The organism is Microbacterium sp. MEJ108Y (genome assembly GCF_000834175.1).
Classification (GTDB): Bacteria; Actinomycetota; Actinomycetes; order Actinomycetales; family Microbacteriaceae; genus Microbacterium; species Microbacterium forte.
In genome coordinates, this window is sequence record NZ_JXQX01000007.1 from 47,479 (window position 1) to 70,115 (window position 22,637).

The following is a 22,637-nucleotide window of genomic DNA, read 5'->3' on the forward strand; positions in this document are numbered from 1 at the left end:
GTGTCAGTGCCCCATGCCGAGGCCGCCGTCGACGGGGATGACAGCACCCGAGATGTACCCGGCGTCATCGCCTGCAAGCCACGTGACGACGCCTGCCACCTCATCGGGCGTCGCGAATCGCCCGGCCGGGATGTTCGCCTTGTACTGCTTCTGAGTCTCTTCGGGAAGCTCAGCGGTCATGTCGGTCTCGATGAATCCGGGGGCGACGACGTTCGCGGTGATACCGCGTCCGCCGAGCTCCCGCGTGAGAGAACGTGCGAAGCCGACGAGCGCGCTCTTCGAGGCCGAATAGTTCACCTGCCCGGCCGAGCCATAGAGGCCCACGACGCTGGAGATGAGGATGACTCGGCCGAATCGAGCCCGCAGCATGCCTTTCGATGCCCGCTTCACGACGCGGAAGGTGCCTCCGAGGTTCGTCGCGACCACGCTGTCGAAGTCGTCCTCACTCATCCGCAGCAGCAGGGTGTCCTTCGTGATGCCGGCATTCGCCACGACGACTTCGACGGGTCCGAGCTGCTGCTCGACCTCGGTGAAGGCCGCGTCGAGCGCAGCGGCATCCGTAACGTCTGCACGCACCGTGAGAGTGCCTTCGGGGCCTTCGCCGCTGCGAGCCGTGACGGCGACGCGGTAGCCGTCCCTGACGAATCGTTCGGCGATCGCGCGGCCGATGCCGCGGTTTCCACCGGTGACGAGGACGACGCGAGAACTCATTTCCACTCCTGATCTGGCCGGTGCGGGTACGGCGGCCGGGTCGTCATCGATCCTACCGATGATGCTGTGACTCGTTCGGGTCGACGTTTGACAGAACAGCCGCGTGGCTGGAACGCTGAACCCGACGAAAGGCATCACCGTGAGCGACAACAGCATCCCGACCTCGGCGGACGGACAGCAGCCGACTCCCCCGGCGGCGCCTCTCGCACCGGCTCCGCCGGCTCCCGCGGCGCCCTCGGCGCAGCAGTACCAGGCGTATCCCGGTGCGGCGCCGTCGGTCGCTCCTTCGCAGGGGTACGCGAACCCGTCGCCGCAGCCGCCACAGTATGCCCCGCAGCAGCCCTACGGCTCTGCGGTGGCTCAGCCGTACGCCGCCGCCGCCCAGCCGCCGTACTACGGGGCGGCGTCCGCACCGGGTCAGCCCGGTGCCGGATATCCGAACTACGGCGCGGTGCCCTACCCCGCTCCTCGCCCCGCCAGCGGACTCGCGATCACCTCGCTGATCTGCGGAATCGCGGGCGTCGTCCTCTTCTGGGCGGTGGTGCCGCTGCTCGCGTCGATCGTGGCCGTCATCACCGGCCACATGGCGCTGCGACAGACGAAGGAGAACCCGGCGATCGGCGGCCGCGGCATGGCCTTCGCGGGCCTCATCATGGGGTACATCATGGTCGCGGTCCTGGTCGTCGGCATCGTCATGACGGTGATCGGCTTCCTCTTCTTCGGCGCCTTCACGCTGCCGTTCCTCTTCTCCGCCTAGCGGCAGACGGGCGAGCCGCGGAGCCCGCGGCGGCGTAGGCTGGACTCATCGTGAAGAGCAAGCCCCTGGTCCCTGCCGTCACCTCGCTTCCGCAGTCGCCGAAAGACGAGGCTGACCACCGCGTGCGCCGATACGCGCTCACGATGACCATCCGCATCGTCTGCTTCGCCCTGATGATGTTCGTGCAGCCCTACGGCTGGTACACCTGGGTGTTCGCGCTGGCCGCCGCGGTGCTCCCGTACATCGCCGTCGTCTTCGCGAACGCGGGCAGCGACAGCACTGAGACGACGGCAGAGTCGCCTGTGCAGCAGTTGGAGGCTCCGGCCGCGACTCCGACGCTCCCGGTCGACGAGACCCCAGCTCCTGGCATCATCACCATCCACGAGAGCCGCCAGGATCGCGAGTGAGTGGATTGGAGTGCTCGCGCGCCGGATGCCGGAACGCGGCGACCATGCAGGTGGTGTGGCGCAATCCGCGTATCCACGCGGCCGACCGTGAGAAGATCTGGCTCGCGTGCGATGAGCACGTCGGCTTCCTCCGTGACTACCTGGCGGCCAGGGACTTCCCCGTGACAGTGAGAGATGGTGTGCCCTCGTGAGTGCCCGGATGGGTAGATGGACCGTATACGTGCTGATCGCGATCGGATTCGCGATCGCCTGCGCGTTCCTGTCGAACTGGCAGTTCGAGCGCAATGAGACGCGATCTGAGCAGATCGCGCTCGTGGAGAAGAACTACGACGCCGATCCCGTCCCTCTCGCCGATCTCATCGGCGACGACGGAGTGCTCGATCCCGGTGACGTGTGGCATCCCGTGGTGCTGAACGGCGAGTACATCGCCGATGATCAGCTGCTGGTGCGCAACCGCCCGCACGGCGGCACGAGCGCGTTCGAGGTCCTGGTGCCGTTCCGCGACGTCGACGGCCGTGTGTTCATCGTCGATCGCGGATGGGTGCCGCCGGGCGACGGCGACTCCCCGGATTCCGTTCCGGCTCCTCCGCCCGGAGAGGTCGAGGTCATCGTGCGCCTGCGCCCGGGTGAGCAGCTCCCGGCCTCGGGGCGAGGTGCTCCCGATGGGCAGGTGCCGACGATCAACCTCCCCTCGATCGCCGAGCTGGTCGACGGAGACGTCATCACGAGCGCGTACGGCCAGATCGTCAGCGAGACTCCACCCGGCGACGGGACCCTCGGCGGCTTCGACTCACCCACCGACGACCCGGGACCGCACCTGTCCTACGCGATCCAGTGGATCCTGTTCGCGCTGATGGGCTTCGTCTTCATCGGGTACATCATCCGGACCGAGATCGTGAAGCACCGTGAAGAGGTCGAGGGAATGCCCGCACCGGTGAAGACGACTCGGCGGCGCGACAAGGACGCCGACGTCGAGGACGAGCTGCTCGACGCCCGCTGAGTCGCGTCAGTCCCAGGCCGTCACCTCGCCGATGACGGCGGTCTTGGGGTACGCGCCTGCGGGCCCGCCGATCTCGAAGAGGTCGATCATCAGGACCATGGGATAGTCCGGTGTCTGAGCGAAGCGGCGCACCACCCGCCCCTCACATCCGATGATCGTCTCGCCATCGCCCCAGATCACGGTCCAGGTATGCGGCCTCCGGGCATCGAACGGGAGGGTCACCTCGACCATGTCGGTCGTCAACCTCGTGTCGTGGTGCGACTTGATGCCCGTGCGTACCCGCGTCGTGCTCCCGACAGCTGAGGCGTCGATCTCGAAGATGCAGATCTCGCCGGCGTCCGTCTCGGAGAGGTGTTCGGTACCGACGAGCCACGCCGCGAGCATGCATCCTTCGTCGGTGCCCGCGGCAACCGTGAGGTCGATCCGCCCGCGACAGGGTGTGAAGAGCAGTCGCGGCGGCGTATGCGTCTCGACCACGAGTCCGTCGTCGCGGTGGCGATGCGTGCCGGCGGTCGATCCGACCGGACCGGAGTACGTCGCCGTCTGCAGATTCGAGACCCGCAGCGGCGCGTCGTCCGGTCGCCAGTCGAGCTGATCGTGCTCGATCCGGAGTTGCAGTCCGCCCTCGACGAAAGCGAATCGCGCTGCGGAGCGCTCGGGCACCGTCCAGTGCGGCAGGTAGTGCGGAACCCACTTCTCCGCGTCGAGCCCCCGAGTGAAGTCATCCGTGAAAGCCGGCGGTGATGACGGACGCGGCGGCAGGAGCTCGGCCACGGATCAATCCCGCCAGGGCATCGGCTTCTCGGGGAGGCGAGAGCTGTCGTCGGGGAGATGCGGAAGTTGTTCTCCTCCGGCTCGAATGCAGAGCCAGCGCAGCTCTCCCGGGCTGTCGGACCGAGCGCGCCAGGTACGCGCGACGCCCTGTCCCACGCGGATCACCGTTCCCGGGCCCACCTCCACGACCTCGTCGTCGAGTCCCAGCTGCCCGCGTCCGTCGAGAAACACATAGAGCTCCTCGACCCGCGAATGGACGTGCCAGTAGCCGGCTTCCTCCCCCGGTTCGAGGGCGTTCGCGGTGAGGCCGATGTACTGCATCGTCAGCTCATGATCGACGACTCGACGGCCGTCGCGCGAGCGCGCCTGGTCGAACCCGCCATGATGTGCGCGCCACTCGTCGAGAGCACCGATCTCGATCACCTGGTATCCGCTCACGCCCTTCGCCCTTCCGACCTCTGATCTGCCGGGCCGCCCATGATCGAGCGGCTCCATCCGTCGTCGACAGCGTCGAAGACCACCCGCGTGTGACGGCGGTCTCTCGATCCCTGCCAGAACTCGACCCGAGTGGGGATGATCCGCCACAGCACCCAGTCGCCGTCGGCGACCTCTGCCCGCGCGGCCGGGGAGCGCGCTGCGAGATCAGCGGCGCTCTCCTCGGCAGTCGCCTCTTCCACACGGCCTCGCACCCGCACCGCGCGCACCTGCGGCTGCCACCAGAAGTTCAGGGCCGCGCCCGGCGAGGCAGCCAGCTGCGCGCCCTTGCGGGACGACCTCGTGCTGGCGAACGCCCAGCCTCGCTCATCGATCCGCTTCAGGATGAGCGTGCGAGCGTCGGGCAGTCCGTCGGCATCCACGGTCGCGAGCGTCACCGTGTGCGGCTCAGCCACCCCGGCCTCAGCCGCTGCGCGCAGCCACGTGGCGAACAGCGCGCTCGGGTCGTCAGGAAGTGCGCTGAGATCCCAGTCAGGGGCTCGCCCGGTGAGAGCGTGCCGACCCTTCAGCCACTCGTTGAGCTGGGCGGTGTCGAAGTCATGTTCGTCGTGCGTCACGCTCTCGACTATGCCACGAGGGGCGAAGGATCAGGCGAGCTCGATGAGGTCCTGGTACTCCTGGCTCCAGAGGTCTTCGACTCCGTCGGGGAGGATCAGAACGCGCTCGGGGTTGAGCGACTGCACCGCACCCGGGTCGTGCGAGACGAGCACGACTGCTCCCTCGTAGTGCGCGAGCGCGCCGAGGATCTCCTCGCGCGATGCGGGGTCGAGGTTGTTGGTGGGCTCGTCGAGCAGCAGCAGGTTCGCGGACGAGACCACGAGCGTCGCCAGCGAGAGACGCGTCTTCTCACCGCCGGAGAGCACCCCGGCGGGCTTGAGCACATCATCTCCGGTGAACAGGAACGAGCCGAGCACTCTGCGCGCTTCCATCTCGGTGATGTGCGGAGCAGCCGACACCATGTTCTCGAGCACCGAACGATTCACATCGAGGTTCTCGTGCTCCTGCGCGTAGTACCCGACCTTGAGACCGTGTCCGGGCTCGAGCTGACCGGTGTCGGGCTGGTCGACGCCCGCGAGCATGCGCAGCAGCGTCGTCTTTCCTGCACCGTTGAGTCCGAGCACGACGACCTTGGATCCGCGGTCGATCGCGAGGTCGACGTCGGTGAAGATCTCGAGTGAGCCATAGGACTTCGAGAGTCCGGTCGCCATCATCGGGGTCTTGCCGCACGGTGCGGGCTTCGGGAAGCGCAGCTTGGCGACGCGTTCTTCCTGGCGGACGTCATCGAGTCCGGCGAGCAGCTTGTCGGCACGCGCGATCATCTGATGAGCGGCGGCGGCCTTCGACGCCTTCGCCCCGAAGCGGGCCGCCTGCAGCTGCAGGGTCGTGGCCTTCTTCTCGGCGTTGGCGCGCTCCTTCTTGCGGCGCTCCTCGTCGGCCACCCGCTGACGCAGGTAGTTCTTCCAGTTCATGTTGTAGGTGTCGATGATCTGGCGGTTCGCGTCGAGGTAGAACACCCGGTTGACGGTCTCGCCGACGAGCTCGACGTCGTGACTGATCACGATCAGCCCGCCCTTGTAGTTCTTGAGGAACTCGCGCAGCCACACGACGCTGTCGGCGTCGAGGTGGTTGGTCGGCTCATCGAGGATCATCGTCTCCGCATCGGAGAAGAGGATGCGGGCCAGCTCGATACGACGGCGCTGACCACCGGACAGCGTCGAGAGCGGCTGGTCGAGGATGCGGTCGGGCAGCGACAGGTTGTTCGCGATGGAGGCTGCCTCAGCCTCGGCCGCGTACCCGCCCTGACCTTCGAACTCCTCGGTGAGACGCGCGTAGCGCTTCATCGCCTTGTCGGCGACCGCGGGGTCGTCCGACCCCATCGCGAGTGCGGCTTCGCTCATCCCGAGGTTGAGCTGGCCGAGTCCGCGGGCGTCGAGGATGCGGGTGCGGGCGAGGTCTTCGGGGTTGCCCGATCGGGGATCCTGCGGCAGGTAGCCGAGCTGGCCCGAGCGGGTCACGCTTCCGCCCGACGGCAGAACGTCACCGGCGAGCACCTTGGTGAGCGTGGTCTTGCCTGCACCGTTGCGGCCGACGAGACCGATCTTGTCTCCGTCGCTCACGCGGAACGACACGTTCTCCATCAGGAGGCGTGCGCCCACGCGGATCTCGAGTTCGTGCACGGCAAGCACAGCGGGATGTCCGTTCGTTCAAGGGGATTCAGGCCGAGGGGCCAAACTCCCAGTATAGATCGCCCGGCTGTGTGTTCAGTCGAAGTACAGATCGTGATGCAGCCGGCAGCCCGGATTGAAGACCGCCGAGCACGTCGGACACTCCGATGTCTCGAGGTAGGCGTCGATGCTCAGCAGCGAACCGCAGACGCCGCAGAGCACCGCCTGCGTCGAACGCTCGTCCGTCGACCACCGGCGCGCATCGTGCCGGGCGAGCTCCGCGTGACACAGGTGGCACGGGTACCAGTCGCGGCAGCACGCGAACTTGAGGGCGATGACGTCGAGCGGCCCCTGATAGTGCTCGCACCGGGTCTGGTCGTCGACCAGCAGGCCGTGCACGGTGGTCGCCCCGACCTCGGTCGGGCGATCGTCGGATCTACCTCTCCAGAGGGACGCGGTCGATACCTCAGGGTGATGCCCCACCAGCCACCTGCTTCCTAGCCTTCTGAGGTGGATGTTATCAACGAGCTGATCCTGCAGACCGTCGCCTCTCCCTGGCTGTACGCCGTGCTGCTCGCGGTGACGATCATCGACGGCTTCTTCCCGCCGGTGCCGAGCGAGACAGTCCTCGTGGCAGCCGCCGCTGTACTCGCGTCGACCGGTGAGTTCTGGACGCTGCTGCCCCTCGGCCTCATCGCCGCTGTGGGGGCGACGATCGGCGACAACATCGCGTTCGCCCTCGGCCGCAGGCTGGGCACGACCCGGTGGGCATGGATGCGCCGTCCGCGAGTCGCCTCCGCATTCGCTCATGCAGAGAGAGCACTCGCGCACCGCAGTGCGGCGCTCATTCTGGGCGCCCGGTACATCCCGGTCGGCCGCGTCGCCGTCAACATGTCAGCCGGTGCCCTGCGCTTCCCCTGGCGGAGGTTCCTCCCGTTGAGCATCGTGGGAGGCATCAGCTGGAGCGCCCTGAGCCTCGCCATCGGACTTCTCGCGGGCTCGTGGATCAAGGACCAGCCGCTCGTGAGCGCCGGCATCGGCATCGCCGTGGCTCTCGTCATCGGGCTGGTGATCGACCGCGTCACGGCATCCCGTCGGCGACGCACCCGTGTTCTGCAACTGGCAGGATGACAGACATGGCACGTCGTCGGCCGCGCACCGAGCGCGCTCCCCGCATCAGCCGTCGCACCGCCGCGCTCACGGCGCTCGGCGCTGCGAGCCTCGTGCTGTTCTCGGTGCTCGTGCCGGTGCAGACCGTGCTGTACGGCACCTCGCTGCCGCTCTCGTTCATCCTCGGTGCCGCTCTGTGCGCCGCACCACTGATGTCGCTGCGTCACCCGCGCTGGGCGATCGCGCTGTTCTGCGCTGCGGCGTTCACGCTTCCGCTTCTCGTCGTCCCGGCTCTCGCGACGGAGGCCCCCTGGCCGTGGTCTGTGCCCGCGCTGCTGACGTTCGTGATCCTGGTCGGCGTCGTGACCTTCGTGCACGGGGCCAGAGCGGGCGTCTTCCCCCTGTCCATCGGAGCTCTGCTCTCCCTCACGGCGCCGCTGCTGCGCCCCGAAGTCGTCGCCACTCCCGAGACGGCCGGCAGCGTCACCGCCGACCTCATCGTCACGACCTCGGTGGCCGCGGCGATGTTCCTGGTGGCGGTGCTCGTCGCCGGACGCGTTCGGGTGTCTGCCGAGCTCACCCGCGAGCGCGAGCACTCCGCCCTCGAGGAATCACGACGAGCTCTCGTCGAGGAGCGCACCCGCATCGCTCGCGAGCTGCATGACGTGATCGCGCACAGCATGTCCGTGATCCAGGTGCAGGCGTCGACCGCACGCTACCGGTTGCCCGAGATCGGAGATGCCGCGTCCGTGGAGTTCGACAGCATCGCGGCCACGGCGCGCACCTCGCTGACCGAGATGCGACGGATGCTCGGGGTTCTCCGCACCGAAGACCAGACGGCCGAGCTCGCACCGCAGCAGGGCATCGACGACATCCCGGCCCTCGTCGACACCATCCGTCGAGCCGGAGTGACCGTCGGCCTGGAGATCACGGGTTCCGTGACGGATGCGCCGCAGGCCGTTCAGATCGCGGCCTTCCGGATCGCTCAGGAGGCATTGAGCAACGCGGTGCGACATGCATCGGGTGCCGCCGTCACGGTGCGCGTGCAGGCCGACCCCGACGCGGTCGGAATCCGCGTCCGCAACGGCCGTGCCTCGGGCTCACCCGCGTCTCCCGGCGGCGGATACGGGCTGCGTGGCATGCGCGAGCGCGTCGAGCTGTTGGGCGGCTCGTTCGACGCGGGCCCCACGACGGGCGGCGGCTGGGAAGTCGTCGCCTCGCTGCCGCTCAGAGACGCACCCCCGCGGGACAACACCCCAGAGCACCCCGAGGAGACCCCGTGACGATCAGCGTCCTCATCGCCGATGACCAGGCCATGGTGCGCGCCGGATTCGCCGCGCTCCTCGACGCTCACGACGGCATCCGTGTCGCCGGGCAGGCGGCCGACGGCGCCGAGGCCGTCGCTCTCGCCGCGCGGCTCGATCCGGACGTCATCCTGATGGACGTGCGGATGCCGGAGGTCGACGGCATCGAGGCGACCCGTCGCATCCTCGGTCCCGGCTACCCCGCAGCCCATGTGCCGCGGATCCTCATGCTCACGACCTTCGACATCGACGACTACGTGTATGACGCGCTCGAGGCCGGGGCGAGCGGGTTCCTGCTGAAAGACGCTCTTCCGGAAGAACTCGTCCACGCCGTGCGCGTGGTCGCCGGCGGCGACGCGTTGCTCGCCCCCAGCGTGACGAGGCGCATGATCGAGCAGTTCGCAGGGCGGCGGCCGCGGACACCGCGAGCCGCGACCTCGCTGGCCGAGCTCACCGACCGAGAGCGAGAGGTGCTCGTGCTCATCGGGCGTGGCAGATCGAACAGCGAGATCGCCGCCGATCTGTTCATCGCCGAGCAGACCGTGAAGACCCACGTCGGCAAGGTGCTGGCGAAGCTCCGACTCCGCGACCGTGTGCACGCCGTGATCCTCGCGTACGACGCCGGCCTGGTCGAACCCGCATCCTGAGCCTCGCCAGGATCACACCCCGGTAGGGGTGCGAACCAGCCCTGGGGGTGATCCCCCGCACGGCACCGCGTTCATACGCTCCTCGGACACCCCATCCGAGGAGGACTTCATGGCCATCGTCGAGGCACCATCCCTCACCGCACTTCGAGACCCGCTGCCGGCAGGTCGCGACACCGCGATCGACTTCCTGCGTGCGGTCTGCGTCGCGGGAGTCGTGCTCCTCCACGCCATTATGGTCGGAGTCACCGTCGTCGATGGCAGCCCGGTGTTCGCGAACGCCAGCGATGGATCGTGGTGGATCGTGCCCGTCAGCTGGGTGCTCCAGGTGATGCCGCTCTTCTTCATCATCGGCGGGTTCGCCGGCTACATCTCCTTCCGGCGCATGCAGGCGCGCGGCGGCGCTGCGGCCTCCTTCATCGCCGCCCGGGTGCACCGGCTGCTGCGGCCGGCCCTGTTCGCGATCGGGATCGTGGGCGCGGCGCTCGCGGCGCTGAGCATCGCCGGCGTCCCGGCCGACATCATCGCCGTCGCCGGCTTCCGATACAGCCAGCCGCTGTGGTTCCTCGCCGTCTTCCTGGGGTGCCAGGCGCTTCTTCCTGCACTCGCGAAGGCTCACGCCCGGAAGCCGCTGATCACGGTGGCCTCGCTGGTCGCGGCTGCGCTCGCCGTCGACGCGCTCCGGGCGATCACCGGATTCGAGTGGGTGGGCTTCCTGAATCTCGCATTCGTCTGGCTCGCGCTGCAGCAGATCGGCTTCTTCCTCGCCGATGGCACGATCGACGGACTGAGCCGACGAGCACGCGCGATCGCGGGAGCTTCCGCGTCGATCACACTCGTCGGTGCCTTCACCACCGGCGTCTACTCCCCTGACCTCATCGCCAACATCAACCCGCCCACAGGTGCCCTGCTTCTCGTCGGAGTCGTGCACCTGAGCGCCGTCTCGCTTCTCCGCGATCGCATCGATGCGTTCAGCCGCCGCCCAGCCCCGGCCGCACTCGCCGCGTTCGTCAACAGACGCACCATGACGATCTACCTGTGGCACATGCCGACGCTGCTCGCCATGGCCGGGATCTGCGCCATGGCCTCGCTCAGCAGCGGCATCGCGCTGCCGGAGCCGAGCACCCTCGCGTGGTGGGTGTCTCGCCCGCTCTGGCTCGCTGCCGCGCTGACTCTCACCGCGGCGATCGCGGTGGCGTTCACGCGCGTCGAGACGCAGCCGTCACCACCAGCCGCTGACTCGACTCGCCGGATCGCGATCGCAGCCGCACTCGGCGTCGCCTCGGTCGTGCTGCTTCTCGTAGCAGGAACGACGGTTCTGACGTCCGCACTCGCCGCCGGCGGAATGCTGCTCTCCCAACGCCTCGCACGCCGATCACACCAGACCGCGGGCGGCGAGAGCGTCGCCGACCTCGTCCGCGTGGCGTAGCGTCCTGACCATCAGCGGCACGGTGGTTCGAAGGCCCGGACGAACGCCGCGAGCCCGCTGCGCCTCCCGCACAGCATGGGCGAATCCGGCGACCACCGGAATCATCGTGAGCGTCAGCGAGATCGTCATCGCGACCGCATCGGCATCGACACCCAGCCGATGCAGCGGCCGCAGCATCCGATGCAGAACGGCGAGCAGATCACCCATCCGGGTGGTGATCGTGAGAAGCGCAGCCAGCAGGAGCAGCGACGCGACTCTGCTCGTGCTGATCCACGCGGTCAGCGGCGACACGAAGATCCACAGCGCCGTCCCGAGCACCAGCACGAGCCAGCGCAGCCGCCACATCTCGACGATCAGGACCCTCACCGGAAGCCCGGCGACGAGATAGAGCGTGCACACGACGACGAGCGAGACGGTGACGCTCCATCCGTCATGCGGGTACGCGGACGACACGAGCGCGAGCGCCGCGAAGAGCGCGAGTTTGGGCCCCGCCGACATCCGGTGGAAGATGCTGGCCCCTGGCCGGTACGACTGGATCATCCGCACCGCCCGCGGTACTCGGCGATTACCTCGTCCGGGGTGCCCGCTGCGATGAGCGAACCCGCGTCGAAGAGCACCGCATGGTCGCATCTCGCCGCGAGGTCGAGGTCGTGGGTGACGATGACGACCTGCGACGGCAGTGCCAGCAGCAGGTCGGAGACCCTTCGGGAGTTGCGCAGATCCAGCAGCGTGGTCGGCTCATCGGCCACGATCAGGCGCGGCTCGGCGATCAGAACCGACGCGAGAGCCAGCAGCTGCTTCTGACCGCCGGACAGGTCGGACGCGGGCACGTCCGCCCTGTCGGTCAGCCCGTGCTCGGCGAGTGCCCCGGCCACCCGGCTGGCGATCTCCGTGCGGGGCGAACCGCGCAGCGAGAGCGCGAGATCCTCAGCGGGCGTCGGCATCAGGATCTGCGACTGAGGGTCGGTGAAGACGAAACCGACCCTACGTCGAAGAGCCTTCGTGTCCCGCCGCGAATCGAGATCGTGAACCGTGGCTCGCCCTGCATCCGGCAGCACGAGGCCGTTCAGCAGACGCGCGAAGGTGGACTTCCCCGACCCGTTCGCGCCGATCACCGCGATCCTCTGCGCCGTGAGCTCGACACTCACGTCGCGCAGGATCGCCCGCCCTTCCCTCTCGACGGCGACACCGTCGAGCGAGATCGATCCGACCGCAGTCTCAGATCGCACGGACGGATGCGGGCGCTGCGATCGAACGCGCGGCGAACGCCCGGGGGTACGCGCGTCGCAGCGCGAGAACGAGCGCCGTCGCCGCGGCCGCTTTGAGCAGATCGCCGGGGAGGAACACCAGACTCGCGAGCGCGGTCGGGCCGAGTTCGAGCCCGAGAACGAGCGCTGTCACGGGGATCCCACAGAGATACACCACCAGGATGCCTCCGACGACGACGCCGAGGGCGATTCGCCACCAGCTGAGCCGACCGCGGCCCACGATGAGACCGATCACGATGACGCCTGCCACCCACCCGAGCAGATATCCGGCGGTCGGGCCGACGAAGACACCGAGGCCGCCGCGCCCACCGGCGAGGACGGGCAGTCCGATCGCCGCGAGAGCGAGCACCAGAAGAATCGAGAGCGGAGCCAGTCGGGGTCCGAGCACCGCACCGGCGAGCATGACCCCCAATGTCTGCGCGGTGATCGGCACACCGCCGGGAATCGGCACCGTCACCATGCCGAGAACGATGATGAGCGCGGCGAAGATCGCCACTCTTGCTAGTTCGCGACCGAGGTCATCGCGTTGCTGGGTCATGATCCGACACCTTCCTGAACACTGTTCACCTGAACGGTGTTCACTATAGTGATCACATGAGCCCAGAGCACAACTCCGCCCGTCACGACCGCGATGGCGTCGCACGCGTGGCGCTGGCCCTCCTCGACGAGGTCGGCCTCGCCGACCTGTCGATGCGCCGGATCGCAGGCAGGCTCGATGTTCAGCCGAGCGCTCTCTACTGGCACTTCTCGAGCAAGCAGGAACTGCTGGCAGAGCTCGCCGACCGGATCACCGCGGGGATCCCCCGCGACGATGCCGACGTGCTGACCACCGCGCGCGGCATCCGCGACGCCCTGTTCACCTACCGCGACGGTGCGGAGCTCGTGCTCAGCACCTATGCCCTGCGGCTCGGCTCGTCGTATGCCCAGACCGCGCTCGAGGCCGCGCTCGCGCGCCACGGGCACGCAGAAGCCGCCGATCGGGCAGCGGCGATGCTGCACTTCGTGCTCGGGCACGCGACACTCGTTCAGCAGCGCATGCACGCCGACAGCCACGGGGCCGCTCTCACCGACGGCACGGACGATGTCACCGCCGGCCTCGATCGGGTCTTCGACCTGGGCGTCACCGCGCTCGCAGGGGACTCGCTCGGTGCAGTGGTCAGCCCTCGGACGACTCCGCGGCATGGCCCAGTCTGAGCCCCGGCACCGACGCCAGCAGCACCAGACCGAGGCAGAACGCGAACACCACCCCGAACGATGCGGCCTCGCCGCCCAGCGTAGCGACGAGCAATCCGGCCAGCGCGATCGCCACAGCTGAGCCCGCGGCGTCGGAGATCGACAGCGCCGACGAGTTGAAGCCCTGATTGCCCTCGTTCGAATAGGCGAGGGCGAGCACAGTGAGGCGCGGATACAGCAGCCCCATGCCGCCGCCGGCGAAGCCCCACCCCACGACGACGAATACCGGCGACACTCCCCACTGCGCCGCAGCGAGCACGAGCACGAGCGCCACGAGGAGGAGCGACAGGCTGATCACGGTGATGCGGGTGTTGCCCAGTCGTTCTCCGAAGGCCCCCTGCAGCTGCGAAGCTCCGGCCCATGCGAAGGCGGCGAGCATGAGCGCGATCCCCGCCCAGGTCGCCGTGAAGTCGAAGCGCTCCATCAACAGATAGGGGACGTATGCCTCGGCCGCGAAGAACGCGCCTGCGGCGATGCCGCGCATGAGGACGACGCTCGGCAGACCGCGCCCGGCACGGAGGGTGCGCCGGGGAACGAGCGGCAGCAGCGCGACACCGATCACGATGACGGATCCGATCGCCACCGGCCATGCGAGGCGCACGGTCATCTCCGCCGTGAAGCCGATCAGCACGGCGAAGACAGCGACGACCACCGCGAGAACAAGGCGGATGACGAGCGCCCGGCGATTCTGCGGCTCGCCGCGTCCGAGGTCGACGCCTCGCAGCCGCGCCACGACGATCACGAAGGCGACGCCCGTCAGCACGGCGACGCCGAGGAAGGCCCAGCGCCAATCGAGGTACTCGGCGACCGCCCCGGCGAGGAAGGGACCGATCATCGACGGCACCACCCATGCGGCGGCGAACGCCGCGAACACTCTGCCGTGAAGTTGCGGTGGATACAGCCGAGCGACCACGACGTACAGCGCCACGGTCTGTCCTCCCGCGCCGAGCCCCTGCACCAGGCGCCCGATGAGGAACTGGTCCATCGTCACGGCGAAGCCCGACAGCAGCAGACCGGCGATGAACAGCGACACCGCGGCGTACAGGGCACCACGGGGCCCTCGAGCATCCGACCAGGCACCCGCGGCGACCATCCCGATCACACTTGTCGCGAGCGTGCCGGCGAAGGCTACGGCGTACAGATCGCGTCCGTCGAGCGCCTCACTGACGATCGGCATGACGGTCGTGACAGCCAGCGCCTCGATTGCGGCGAGGAAGATCAGCGCGACCGCACCGGCAGTGACCGAGAGTCGTTCTCGGTCCCAGATCGAGGCGGTCGGCCGCTGCTCGGTCGTCATCGGCCCACGAGCGTCGCGATGCGCTCGATGGCCTCGGTGATGATCTCCGGGCTCGTGCCGAAGTTCAGTCGGACGAAACCCCTGCCCGGCTCGCCGAAGGCGGGGCCGAAGTGCAGGGCGACTCCGGCCTCCTTCAGGATCCGTCGCGCGGGGTTGTCTCCCCATTCCAGTCCCGAGAGGTCGATCCAGGCCAGGTATCCGGCATCGGGGATCCGATAGCGCGCGGCAGAGATCTTCGACGCCAGCAGATCCTCGAGCAGCACGCGATTCTCGTCGAGCGTTCTGAGCAGCCCATCGAGCCACTCGTCGCTCTCCTCCGAGAATGCGGCCACAGCCGCGAGGAGGCCGAACTGCCCGGTGCGCCACTCGACCTCGATAGGAAGCCCGCGCACGATGGCGCTGGTGCGATCGGACGCAGTCACCATGAGCGCGCACTTGAGACCCGCGAGATTGAAGGCCTTGCTCGCACTCACGACGGCGTAGCCCACGCGCTCCGCAGCTTCGCCCGTGTCGAGGAAGGGCGTGAACCCGGTGCCCGGCTGCGCGAGCGGTGCATGGATCTCATCCGAGATCACCGCAGCACCGAACTCATCGGCGATCTCGGCGAGAGCGGTCAGCGAGTCGCGGCTGTGCACCGTGCCGGTCGGGTTGTGCGGATTGCAGAGCAGCATGGCCGTGGCGCCGTCGTCGAAAGCCGCGCGGATGCCGTCGAGATCGAGTTCCCACGCCGTGCCGGCGTCGAGCAGCGGCACCCGCGCGACCTCTGCCCCGGCCTCGGAGACCAGGTCGAAGAACGGTGGGTACACCGGTGTGGTGACGACCACGCGCTCCCCCGGCTGCGTGACGCGGCGCAGGATCTCGACGATCCCCATGCTCACATCGGCGGTCGTGCGCATCCGCGACGGATCCGCATGCCAGCCGTAGCGACGCATCGCGAAGGCGGCATAGGTCTCGGGAAGAGGCGTCCGCGATGCGATGTATCCGGTGTCGCCGTTGTCGACAGCGCGTCGAAGAGCCGAGGAGATCGCCGGCGCCAACGGGAAGTCGGTCTCCGCGACGAAGAGCGGCAGGACATCGGCGGGATACTCCCGCCACTTCTCGCTGCTGCGCTCGCGAAGCTCTGCCAGAGGCAGGGCCTTGACCTCGAGCATCCTCAGATGGCGAAGCCGAGAGCGCGCATCATGTCGCGCCCGTCGTCCGTGATCTTCTCCGGGCCCCACGGCGGCATCCACACCCAGTTGATGCGGAAGCGATCGACGACGCTGTCCAGAGCCTGAGCGGTCTGGTCCTCGAGCACGTCGGTCAACGGGCAGCCTGCGCTGGTGAGCGTCATGTGGATGACGAGAGCATCGTTCTCGTCATCCCACGCAAGATCGTAGATGAGGCCGAGGTCGACGACGTTGATCCCGAGTTCCGGGTCCATGACGTCTTTGAGAGCCTCGGTGACCTCGTCGTACTTCTCGTCGGTGAGGGTGGCTGTCATGCCAATCAGCCTACGCCTCGATCGGGGCTGCGGGGTCGAGGAAACGGTCGTATCCCTCGTCCTCGAGCCGGTCGGCGAGCTCCGGGCCGCCCTCTTCGACGATCTTGCCCGCAACGATCACGTGCACGAAGTCAGGGCGGATGTAGCGGAGGATGCGGGTGTAGTGCGTGATCAGCAGCACGCCGAGACCCGTGGCCTCCTTGGCGCGGTTGACGCCCTCGGAGACGATCTTCAGCGCGTCGACGTCGAGGCCGGAGTCGGTCTCGTCGAGGACGGCGAACTTGGGCTTGAGCACCTCGAGCTGAAGGATCTCGTGACGCTTCTTCTCGCCGCCGGAGAAGCCCTCGTTGACGTTGCGCTGGGCGAACTTCGGGTCCATACGGAGGTTGGACATGGCCGTCTTGACGTCCTTCGTCCACCCGCGGATCGCCGGCGCCTCGCCGTCGATCGCGGTCTTGGCAGTGCGGAGGAAGTTCGTCACCGTCACGCCGGGGATCTCGACCGGGTACTGCATCGCGAGGAAGAGTCCCGCACGAGCTCGCTCGTCGACGCTCATCGCGAGGACGTCCTGGCCGTCGAACGTGATCGAGCCGGACGCCACCGTGTACTTCGGGTGACCGGCGATCGTGTAGGCGAGCGTCGACTTGCCTGAGCCGTTGGGGCCCATGATCGCGTGCGTCTCACCCGTGTTCATCGTGAGGGTGATTCCGTTGAGGATCGGGGTGATTCCCGCCTCGGTCTCGACCGTCACGTAGAGGTCGCGGATTTCGAGAACAGACATTCAGACTTCCTTCGTCACAGTCGGGTCGATGAGCACGTCGTCGCCGTCGATCTCGACGACGTAGACCGGAACGGGCTCATAAGCAGGGAGATTCTGGGGCTTGCCGGTGAGCAGCGAGAACGCGGAGCCGTGGGCCCAGCATTCCACTGTCTCTCCTTCGACGAAGCCCTCGGAGAGTGAGATGTCACCGTGGGTGCAGGTGTCTCCGATGGCGTGGATGACGCCTTCGGAGTCCTTGATGACGGTGATCGGCACGCCGTTCGGCTCGACACGCAGCGGCATGTCCTGCTCGAGCTCGGCGACGCCGCAGACGCGCTCTGCGGTCATGCGTTCACCTCGGCGAGCTCCGTCTCGATCGCGGCGAGAAGCTCGGCCTCCAGCGCGGGGATCCCCAGACGCTGGACGATGTCGGTGAGGAAGCCGAGCACGACGAGGCGGCGCGCTTCCTCTTCGCTGATCCCTCGGGCCTGCAGGTAGAACAGCTGCTCGTCGTCGAAACGACCGGTGGCGCTGGCGTGGCCCGCGCCGAGGATGTCTCCGGTCTCGATCTCCAGGTTCGGGATCGAGTCGGCGCGAGCGCCCTCGGTGAGCACCAGGTTGCGGTTCGCCTCGTACGAGTCGGTGCCGTTCGCGTCGGCGCCGATCAGCACGTCGCCGATCCAGACGCTGTGCGCGCCCTGGCCCTGGAGCGCACCCTTGTAGAGGACGTCGCCCTTGGTGTGCGGCCCCTTGTGGTGCAGGAAGACCTGGCTCTCGAGGTGCTGGCCTGCGTCGGCATACGAGAGGCCGTAGAGGTATCCCTCCGAGCCCGCACCCGCGAGCTCGACGCTCGGGTTCACACGGACGACGCCGCCGCCGAAGCTGATGACGAAGTGCTTGAGCGTGGCATCCGCGTCGACGCGAGCCTGGTGAGCGGACGTGTGCACGGCCTCGTCCTGCCACTGCTGCAGGCTGATGACGGTGAGCTTCGCTCCGTCACGCACGATGATCTCGACGTTCTGCGAGTACTGCGCCGCGCCCGTGTGCTGGAGCACGACGGTTGCGGAGCTGTGCTCGAGCGCCTCGATCACGATGTGGGCGTCGGCCCGTCGGTCTGCACCGAGTCCGTCGATCGCGAGGAAGACCGGCTCAGCGACCTCTTCTTCACGCGGGATGCGGATGTGGAGCGCTTCGGTTGCGCCCTGCCACGCGATCGCGGCGGTGATGTCCTCCGCAAGGAAGACCTCCCCGCGCGGTGCGTCGCCGGCGGCCAGCGGCGCCGACACGTACTGCTCTCCCGAGTTGAAGGAGTAGCTCACGCCGTCGCCCGCGCCCGCGACCTCGAAGAGAGGCGAGAGCTTGGCGACCGGGGTGTGCTTCCAGTTGACCTCGCGACCGGTGGGAGCACCGAAGTCATCGGGGTCGAAGGAGTGGGGGCGCTCCGAGCGGGTCTGCACCGGGACGAATCCGGCGGAGGAGACCTGTGCTGCGGGGTCGATGTGCGCGTTCGTGTGCTGCGCCTCGCTGGGCGCTGTCGTCGAGGCCGCCATTTAGCCGACCGATCCTTCCATGCCCATTTCGATGAGCTTGTTCAGTTCCATCGCGTACTCCATGGGCAGTTCCCGTGCGATCGGCTCGATGAAGCCGCGCACGATCATCGCCATCGCCTCGTCCTCGGGCATGCCGCGAGACTGCAGGTAGAAGAGCTGCTCCTCACTGACCTTCGAGACTGTCGCCTCGTGGCCGAGCTGCACGTCGTCCACACGGATGTCGATCGCGGGATATGTGTCGGAGCGCGATTTGGTGTCGACCAGCAGGGCGTCGCAGCGCACGGTGTTCGCGGAGTGGTGCGCGTTGGCGTCCACTCGGACCTCGCCGCGGTATCCCGCACGACCGCCACCACGGGCGATCGACTTCGACACGATCGACGACTGGGTGTACGGCGCCATGTGGATCATCTTCGCGCCGGCGTCCTGGTGCTGCCCCGGGCCTGCGAACGCGACAGAGAGCGTCTCGCCCTTGGCGTGCTCGCCCATCAGGTAGATCGACGGGTACTTCATCGTCACCTTGGAGCCGATGTTGCCGTCGACCCATTCCATCGTCGCGCCTTCGTGCGCGACCGCACGCTTGGTGACGAGGTTGTAGACGTTGTTCGACCAGTTCTGGATCGTCGTGTACCGAACGCGGGCGTTCTTCTTCACGATGATCTCGACCACGGCCGAGTGCAACGAGTCCGACTTGTAGATCGGAGCCGTGCAGCCCTCGATGTAGTGGACGTAGCTGTCTTCGTCGGCGATGATCAGCGTCCGCTCGAACTGACCCATGTTCTCGGTGTTGATGCGGAAGTAGGCCTGGAGCGGAATCTCGACGTGCACGCCCTTGGGGACGTAGACGAACGAGCCTCCGGACCACACGGCGGTGTTCAGGGCGGCGAACTTGTTGTCCCCGGCCGGGATCACCGAGCCGAAATACTCCTCGAAGAACTCGGGGTGCTCGCGCAGAGCGGTGTCGGTGTCCATGAAGATGACACCCTGCTCCTCCAGGTCCTCGCGGATCTGGTGGTAGACGACCTCGGACTCGTACTGAGCGGCGACGCCCGCGACGAGGCGCTGGCGCTCGGCCTCGGGGATGCCGAGGCGCTCGTAGGTCTCGCGGATCTCCGCGGGGAGGTCCTCCCAGGACTGTGCCTGCTTCTCCGTGGAGCGCACGAAGTACTTGATGTTGTCGAAGTCGATCTCGCTGAGGTCTGCACCCCACGTCGGCATCGGCTTGCGTCCGAAGAGCTGATACCCCTTGAGACGGGTCTTCAGCATCCATTCGGGCTCGTGCTTGAGCGCCGAGATCCCGCGAACCACCTCTTCGGAGATTCCACGCTTGGCGATGGCTCCGGCGGCATCTTCGTCATGCCATCCGAATTCGTACACCCCCAGGCCGTCAAGCTCCGGGCGGTCGATCAGCACATCCGACATCACACACTCTCCTCACAGGTCCCAAACGGTGTCATCCGCCCCGACACACCTGATCCCCGTCGAGTCTGCGGGAGCGGGTGCCGTTGGTGGGCCCTCATCACCGGCGCATCCATCGCGCCTAAACTGTTAGTGATGCTTCAGCGCGGTAAGCGCTCATCACAACAATCCGATTCTACAGGTTCCGCCTGAAGACAGGGCCGCCCGCCGTGTCCGGGCGGTTCGGAGAAGACTTATGCCCCAGCCCTCGATCTCCTCTCCCGTGAACGCACCGGCCTCGGCTCATGCGATCCTCTGGGGACGAGCTCTCCGCGTGTTCGCCTGGCTGTCCTTCCTGGCTCAGACGATCATCATCGGCACCGGCGGCGCAGTGCGCCTCACGGGCTCCGGCCTCGGGTGCTCGGAATGGCCGCTCTGCACCCCCGAGTCGCTCGTGCCGATCTATGCCGATCAGGGCATCCACGGCATCATCGAGTTCGGCAACCGCGTCATGACGGGCGTCGTCGGCATCATCGCCCTCGCCGTCCTGCTGCTCGTGCTCGCACGTGTCGGCGGCCGACTGCTGGTCTTCTCCGCCCTGCGTTTCGCGGGCGCCGGCATTCTCGCGGCCGTCATCACCTTCGTGATCGTGTCGCTGTTCTCGCTTCCCGCGACTCCGTTCGCCATGGGCGCTCTGCTGATCGCCGTGATCGCGGCGATGGTGCGATCCTTCCGTCTGACGACCGACCGTCGTGATCTCGTCGTCCTCGCCTGGATCGTCCTGCTCGGAGTCGTCGCACAGGCGCTCGTCGGCGGCATCACCGTGCTCACCGGCCTGAACCCCTTCATCGTCGGGTTCCACTACGTCTCCTCCCTGCTGCTGGTGTGCGTCACCGCGGCGTTCCTGGTGCGCCTGTACGGGCAGCCGGGTCCGAGGGAGCGCGCGGTCCCGAAGTGGTTCGCGATCCTGAGCCACGTCACGGGCCTGGCTCTCGCCGTCACGATCGTCTTCGGTGTGCTCACCACCGGTTCGGGCCCGCATTCTGGTGATGCCGACGTGCTCCGTCACGGGTTCGACGCCACCGTGCTGGCGCACGTCCACGCCTGGCCCGGATACATCCTCGCCGCGCTCGTCGCCACGCTCACCATCTCCGCATGGGTGCTGCGGCTCGAACCCCGCAAGTGGTTGCTCGTGCTCGTGCTCGCGATCCTCGTGCAGGTCGGTGTCGGCATCTGGCAGGCGCGTGAGGGCCTCCCTCCCCTGCTCGTCGGCATCCACATGGTGCTCGCGTCGCTCTCGGCGGCGACGTACACGGTCGTGGTGCTGCATCTGAAGAAGCCCGTCGCGCCCAGGGAGTGCCTAACCCGGCCGTGAGGTCGGCGCGCTCCGAGCCCTCGGCACAGTGGATGCACAGCTGAGGCATCAGAGGCTCATCAGTTGGTCGTGCATCGTGGCCGACATGAAAAAGTCACTGACACGCAGCATCGGCTTCTGGCTCCTCCTCGTGCTCTCGCTCGCCTCGGCTGGCGTGGGCGGATGGCTCATCGCCGGTCAGATCGGCACCATGACGAGCACTCTGCTCGACGGCACGGCCACCGGCATCGAGGTCTACGTCGGGCAGTCGCTCGTCGTCGTCGGCGCCGCACTCCTGGGCGCGGGCGTCATCGGAATCCTCGTCGCGGTGGCGCTGAGCGCCGTGCAGGCGCTTCTGCCCTCCCCCGCTCCCGTCGTCGTCGAGCCGCTCGACGGCGACACCGAATCAGACGCCGCCGACGACGAGACCACGATGGTCGAGAACAGCCCGGCCCACGCGGATGCCGAGCAGATCGCCGAGGACGACGAGGCTCAGAACGGCAGCAGCGGGTCGACGGCGACGGCGACGAAGATCAGCGTCAAGTAGGTGATCGAGGCGTGGAAGACGCGCATCGGCCGCGCCTCGTTCCCCCGCACCGCCTGGTTGTACAGACGGTGTGATTCATAGATGAACCACCCTCCGAACACGAGGGCGGAGACGGTGTAGACGAGGCCCATGTTCGCGATCGGGATCAGCAGCAGCGAGCAGGCGATGGTCGCCCAGGCGTACAGGATGACCTGGAGACCGACCTGCGAGGCGTTGCGGGTCACACCGAGCATGGGCACGTCGACGTCTTCGTAGTCGTCCTTGTACTTCATGGAGAGCGGCCAGTAGTGCGGCGGGGTCCAGAGGAAGATGAGCGCGAAGAGGATGAGCGCCGGCCAGTCGAGCGAACCGGTGACAGCCGCCCAGCCGATGAGAACCGGGAAGCATCCGGCGATACCGCCCCAGATGATGTTCTGTTCGGTGCGGCGCTTGAGGATCATCGTGTAGATCACGACGTAGAAGAAGATCGCGGATGCCGACAGCGTGGCCGCCAGCCAGTTCGTGGTGTACCACAGCCACACGGTCGAGACCACGGCCAGGGTCCACGAGAAGATGAGCGCGCCGCGAGGCGTGATCTCTCCCGTCACGAGAGGACGATTCTCGGTGCGGTGCATGTGGGCGTCGATGTCGCGATCGAGGTACATGTTGAACGCCGCGGCGGAGCCCGCGCTCAACGATCCGCCGATGACGGTGGCGAGGACCAGCCACATGTCGGGCAGTCCACCCTGGGCGAGGAACATCACCGGGACGGTCGACACCAGCAGCAGTTCGAGGACGCGCGGCTTGGTGAGGGCGACGTACGCCTTCACGGTGCGACCGATGGACTTCTTCACAACGGTCTGATCAGACATCGTCGAGATCTCGATCGCCTCCTCCACACGCGTCACGACAGCGTTCCCCAGTCTAGAGCACGCGGGGCGATGGGCTCGCCCGCCGTCCGGGCGTCAGCCCCGG

General features: G+C 67.6%; 28 protein-coding genes. 11 read left to right on the plus strand and 17 right to left on the minus strand.

Annotation, left to right across the window (positions count from 1 at the left end):
• Positions 1-3 precede the first annotated feature (3 nt).
• Entirely contained in the window at positions 4-711 is a 708-nt protein-coding gene (locus RU09_RS03530; protein ID WP_042537549.1) for a beta-ketoacyl-ACP reductase, read from the minus strand.
• Between the two features lie 103 nt (positions 712-814).
• On the opposite strand from RU09_RS03530, the gene RU09_RS03535 reads away from it, so the two are divergent.
• Genes RU09_RS03535 through RU09_RS03550 form a run of 4 tightly spaced genes read left to right on the plus strand, consistent with a single transcriptional unit; the run spans position 815 to position 2,875 of the window.
• Positions 815-1,468 carry a DUF4190 domain-containing protein gene (locus RU09_RS03535; protein ID WP_052492844.1) on the plus strand — a complete coding sequence of 218 codons (654 nt, stop codon included), beginning with the start codon at positions 815-817 and terminating at the stop codon, positions 1,466-1,468.
• Between the two features lie 50 nt (positions 1,469-1,518).
• Positions 1,519-1,875: a DUF3099 domain-containing protein gene (locus RU09_RS03540; RefSeq protein ID WP_079112931.1), complete on the plus strand. Its 357-nt coding sequence runs from the start codon at positions 1,519-1,521 to the stop codon at positions 1,873-1,875.
• Positions 1,872-2,066 carry a hypothetical protein gene (locus tag RU09_RS03545; RefSeq protein ID WP_042537550.1) on the plus strand — a complete coding sequence of 65 codons (195 nt, stop codon included), beginning with the start codon at positions 1,872-1,874 and terminating at the stop codon, positions 2,064-2,066. Before RU09_RS03540 ends, RU09_RS03545 begins: the two co-directional genes overlap by 4 nt.
• Before the next feature lie 8 nt (positions 2,067-2,074).
• Complete coding sequence (locus RU09_RS03550) at positions 2,075-2,875, plus strand: SURF1 family cytochrome oxidase biogenesis protein (protein WP_042537552.1); 801 nt, start codon at positions 2,075-2,077, stop codon at positions 2,873-2,875.
• A gap of 6 nt (positions 2,876-2,881) precedes the next feature.
• On the opposite strand, the gene RU09_RS03555 is transcribed toward RU09_RS03550, so the two are convergent.
• The 5 genes from RU09_RS03555 to RU09_RS03575 all read right to left on the minus strand — a co-directional run bounded on the left by RU09_RS03555 (position 2,882) and on the right by RU09_RS03575 (position 6,708).
• Positions 2,882-3,649, minus strand: a complete 768-nt coding sequence (locus tag RU09_RS03555) for a hypothetical protein (protein ID WP_231567457.1) — start codon at positions 3,647-3,649, stop codon at positions 2,882-2,884.
• A 3-nt stretch (positions 3,650-3,652) separates the two neighbouring features.
• Complete coding sequence (locus tag RU09_RS03560) at positions 3,653-4,087, minus strand: cupin domain-containing protein (protein WP_042537554.1); 435 nt, start codon at positions 4,085-4,087, stop codon at positions 3,653-3,655.
• Positions 4,084-4,701, minus strand: coding sequence for a pyridoxamine 5'-phosphate oxidase family protein (locus tag RU09_RS03565; RefSeq protein WP_042537556.1), 618 nt, complete (start codon positions 4,699-4,701; stop codon positions 4,084-4,086). Before RU09_RS03565 ends, RU09_RS03560 begins: the two co-directional genes overlap by 4 nt.
• Before the next feature lie 30 nt (positions 4,702-4,731).
• A complete protein-coding gene (locus RU09_RS03570; protein WP_042537558.1) occupies positions 4,732-6,330 on the minus strand; it encodes an ABC-F family ATP-binding cassette domain-containing protein in 1,599 nt (532 codons plus the stop codon).
• 75 nt (positions 6,331-6,405) lie between these two features.
• Positions 6,406-6,708 (minus strand): CHY zinc finger protein, encoded by a 303-nt coding sequence (locus RU09_RS03575; RefSeq protein ID WP_042537757.1) that lies wholly within the window; start codon positions 6,706-6,708, stop codon positions 6,406-6,408.
• Positions 6,709-6,819: 111 nt separating this feature from the next.
• On the opposite strand from RU09_RS03575, the gene RU09_RS03580 reads away from it, so the two are divergent.
• The 4 genes from RU09_RS03580 (at position 6,820) to RU09_RS03595 (ending at position 10,796) form a co-directional block, all read left to right on the plus strand.
• On the plus strand, positions 6,820-7,440 hold the full coding sequence (locus RU09_RS03580) for a DedA family protein (protein WP_042537564.1): 621 nt from the start codon (positions 6,820-6,822) through the stop codon (positions 7,438-7,440).
• A 5-nt stretch (positions 7,441-7,445) separates the two neighbouring features.
• Positions 7,446-8,702 carry a sensor histidine kinase gene (locus RU09_RS03585; RefSeq protein ID WP_042537566.1) on the plus strand — a complete coding sequence of 419 codons (1,257 nt, stop codon included), beginning with the start codon at positions 7,446-7,448 and terminating at the stop codon, positions 8,700-8,702.
• Entirely contained in the window at positions 8,699-9,370 is a 672-nt protein-coding gene (locus RU09_RS03590; RefSeq protein WP_042537568.1) for a response regulator, read from the plus strand. The genes RU09_RS03585 and RU09_RS03590 overlap by 4 nt, the downstream gene beginning before the upstream one ends.
• Before the next feature lie 109 nt (positions 9,371-9,479).
• The gene (locus RU09_RS03595; RefSeq protein WP_052492845.1) at positions 9,480-10,796 is read left to right on the plus strand and encodes an acyltransferase family protein; all 1,317 of its coding nucleotides are present in this window, start codon (positions 9,480-9,482) and stop codon (positions 10,794-10,796) included.
• Here the strand turns inward: RU09_RS03595 and RU09_RS03600 are convergent.
• Genes RU09_RS03600 through RU09_RS03610 form a run of 3 tightly spaced genes read right to left on the minus strand, consistent with a single transcriptional unit; the run spans position 10,743 to position 12,602 of the window.
• Entirely contained in the window at positions 10,743-11,336 is a 594-nt protein-coding gene (locus RU09_RS03600; RefSeq protein ID WP_042537570.1) for an energy-coupling factor transporter transmembrane component T family protein, read from the minus strand. The genes RU09_RS03595 and RU09_RS03600 overlap by 54 nt on opposite strands.
• Complete coding sequence (locus RU09_RS03605; protein ID WP_231567458.1) at positions 11,333-12,025, minus strand: energy-coupling factor ABC transporter ATP-binding protein; 693 nt, start codon at positions 12,023-12,025, stop codon at positions 11,333-11,335. The genes RU09_RS03600 and RU09_RS03605 overlap by 4 nt, the downstream gene beginning before the upstream one ends.
• Positions 12,015-12,602 carry a biotin transporter BioY gene (locus tag RU09_RS03610; RefSeq protein ID WP_042537572.1) on the minus strand — a complete coding sequence of 196 codons (588 nt, stop codon included), beginning with the start codon at positions 12,600-12,602 and terminating at the stop codon, positions 12,015-12,017. The genes RU09_RS03605 and RU09_RS03610 overlap by 11 nt, the downstream gene beginning before the upstream one ends.
• 56 nt (positions 12,603-12,658) lie before the next feature.
• Between RU09_RS03610 and RU09_RS03615 the strand changes: the two genes are divergently transcribed.
• A complete protein-coding gene (locus RU09_RS03615) occupies positions 12,659-13,258 on the plus strand; it encodes a TetR family transcriptional regulator (RefSeq protein ID WP_042537574.1) in 600 nt (199 codons plus the stop codon).
• On the opposite strand, the gene RU09_RS03620 is transcribed toward RU09_RS03615, so the two are convergent.
• From RU09_RS03620 to sufB, 7 genes are read right to left on the minus strand one after another with little or no spacing between them, the layout of a single operon-like run.
• The gene (locus RU09_RS03620) at positions 13,221-14,594 is read right to left on the minus strand and encodes an MFS transporter (protein ID WP_042537576.1); all 1,374 of its coding nucleotides are present in this window, start codon (positions 14,592-14,594) and stop codon (positions 13,221-13,223) included. The genes RU09_RS03615 and RU09_RS03620 overlap by 38 nt on opposite strands.
• Positions 14,591-15,745, minus strand: coding sequence for a MalY/PatB family protein (locus RU09_RS03625; protein ID WP_042537578.1), 1,155 nt, complete (start codon positions 15,743-15,745; stop codon positions 14,591-14,593). The genes RU09_RS03620 and RU09_RS03625 overlap by 4 nt, the downstream gene beginning before the upstream one ends.
• Before the next feature lie 2 nt (positions 15,746-15,747).
• Positions 15,748-16,077, minus strand: a complete 330-nt coding sequence (locus tag RU09_RS03630; protein ID WP_042537580.1) for a metal-sulfur cluster assembly factor — start codon at positions 16,075-16,077, stop codon at positions 15,748-15,750.
• Positions 16,078-16,087: 10 nt separating this feature from the next.
• The gene (gene sufC / locus RU09_RS03635) at positions 16,088-16,858 is read right to left on the minus strand and encodes a Fe-S cluster assembly ATPase SufC (protein WP_042537582.1); all 771 of its coding nucleotides are present in this window, start codon (positions 16,856-16,858) and stop codon (positions 16,088-16,090) included.
• The gene (locus RU09_RS03640) at positions 16,859-17,185 is read right to left on the minus strand and encodes a non-heme iron oxygenase ferredoxin subunit (protein WP_042537584.1); all 327 of its coding nucleotides are present in this window, start codon (positions 17,183-17,185) and stop codon (positions 16,859-16,861) included. It abuts the gene before it with no gap.
• Positions 17,182-18,387 carry a Fe-S cluster assembly protein SufD gene (gene sufD / locus RU09_RS03645; RefSeq protein WP_042537587.1) on the minus strand — a complete coding sequence of 402 codons (1,206 nt, stop codon included), beginning with the start codon at positions 18,385-18,387 and terminating at the stop codon, positions 17,182-17,184. The genes RU09_RS03640 and sufD overlap by 4 nt, the downstream gene beginning before the upstream one ends.
• Positions 18,388-19,806: a Fe-S cluster assembly protein SufB gene (gene sufB, locus RU09_RS03650; protein ID WP_042537589.1), complete on the minus strand. Its 1,419-nt coding sequence runs from the start codon at positions 19,804-19,806 to the stop codon at positions 18,388-18,390.
• A gap of 232 nt (positions 19,807-20,038) precedes the next feature.
• Between sufB and RU09_RS03655 the strand changes: the two genes are divergently transcribed.
• A complete protein-coding gene (locus RU09_RS03655; RefSeq protein ID WP_052492846.1) occupies positions 20,039-21,157 on the plus strand; it encodes a COX15/CtaA family protein in 1,119 nt (372 codons plus the stop codon).
• 85 nt (positions 21,158-21,242) lie between these two features.
• Positions 21,243-21,683, plus strand: a complete 441-nt coding sequence (locus RU09_RS03660) for a hypothetical protein (RefSeq protein WP_042537768.1) — start codon at positions 21,243-21,245, stop codon at positions 21,681-21,683.
• Here the strand turns inward: RU09_RS03660 and RU09_RS03665 are convergent.
• Positions 21,629-22,543 carry a heme o synthase gene (locus RU09_RS03665; RefSeq protein ID WP_376708833.1) on the minus strand — a complete coding sequence of 305 codons (915 nt, stop codon included), beginning with the start codon at positions 22,541-22,543 and terminating at the stop codon, positions 21,629-21,631. The genes RU09_RS03660 and RU09_RS03665 overlap by 55 nt on opposite strands.
• Between the last annotated feature and the right edge of the window lie 94 nt (positions 22,544-22,637).

Excerpts from the sequence above, each read along its gene's own strand:
- RU09_RS03640 (WP_042537584.1), bottom strand. The coding sequence starts at position 17,185 with ATGACCGCAGAGCGCGTCTGCGGCGTCGCCGAGCTCGAGCAGGACATG.
- RU09_RS03530 (WP_042537549.1), bottom strand. The coding sequence starts at position 711 with ATGAGTTCTCGCGTCGTCCTCGTCACCGGTGGAAACCGCGGCATCGGC.
- RU09_RS03615 (WP_042537574.1), top strand. The coding sequence starts at position 12,659 with ATGAGCCCAGAGCACAACTCCGCCCGTCACGACCGCGATGGCGTCGCA.
- RU09_RS03600 (WP_042537570.1), bottom strand. The coding sequence starts at position 11,336 with ATGATCCAGTCGTACCGGCCAGGGGCCAGCATCTTCCACCGGATGTCG.
- RU09_RS03610 (WP_042537572.1), bottom strand. The coding sequence starts at position 12,602 with ATGACCCAGCAACGCGATGACCTCGGTCGCGAACTAGCAAGAGTGGCG.
- RU09_RS03625 (WP_042537578.1), bottom strand. The coding sequence starts at position 15,745 with ATGCTCGAGGTCAAGGCCCTGCCTCTGGCAGAGCTTCGCGAGCGCAGC.
- sufD (WP_042537587.1), bottom strand. The coding sequence starts at position 18,387 with ATGGCGGCCTCGACGACAGCGCCCAGCGAGGCGCAGCACACGAACGCG.
- RU09_RS03620 (WP_042537576.1), bottom strand. The coding sequence starts at position 14,594 with ATGACGACCGAGCAGCGGCCGACCGCCTCGATCTGGGACCGAGAACGA.
- sufC (WP_042537582.1), bottom strand. The coding sequence starts at position 16,858 with ATGTCTGTTCTCGAAATCCGCGACCTCTACGTGACGGTCGAGACCGAG.
- RU09_RS03585 (WP_042537566.1), top strand. The coding sequence starts at position 7,446 with ATGGCACGTCGTCGGCCGCGCACCGAGCGCGCTCCCCGCATCAGCCGT.
- RU09_RS03630 (WP_042537580.1), bottom strand. The coding sequence starts at position 16,077 with ATGACAGCCACCCTCACCGACGAGAAGTACGACGAGGTCACCGAGGCT.
- RU09_RS03660 (WP_042537768.1), top strand. The coding sequence starts at position 21,243 with ATGAAAAAGTCACTGACACGCAGCATCGGCTTCTGGCTCCTCCTCGTG.
- sufB (WP_042537589.1), bottom strand. The coding sequence starts at position 19,806 with ATGTCGGATGTGCTGATCGACCGCCCGGAGCTTGACGGCCTGGGGGTG.
- RU09_RS03550 (WP_042537552.1), top strand. The coding sequence starts at position 2,075 with ATGGGTAGATGGACCGTATACGTGCTGATCGCGATCGGATTCGCGATC.
- RU09_RS03595 (WP_052492845.1), top strand. The coding sequence starts at position 9,480 with ATGGCCATCGTCGAGGCACCATCCCTCACCGCACTTCGAGACCCGCTG.
- RU09_RS03655 (WP_052492846.1), top strand. The coding sequence starts at position 20,039 with ATGCCCCAGCCCTCGATCTCCTCTCCCGTGAACGCACCGGCCTCGGCT.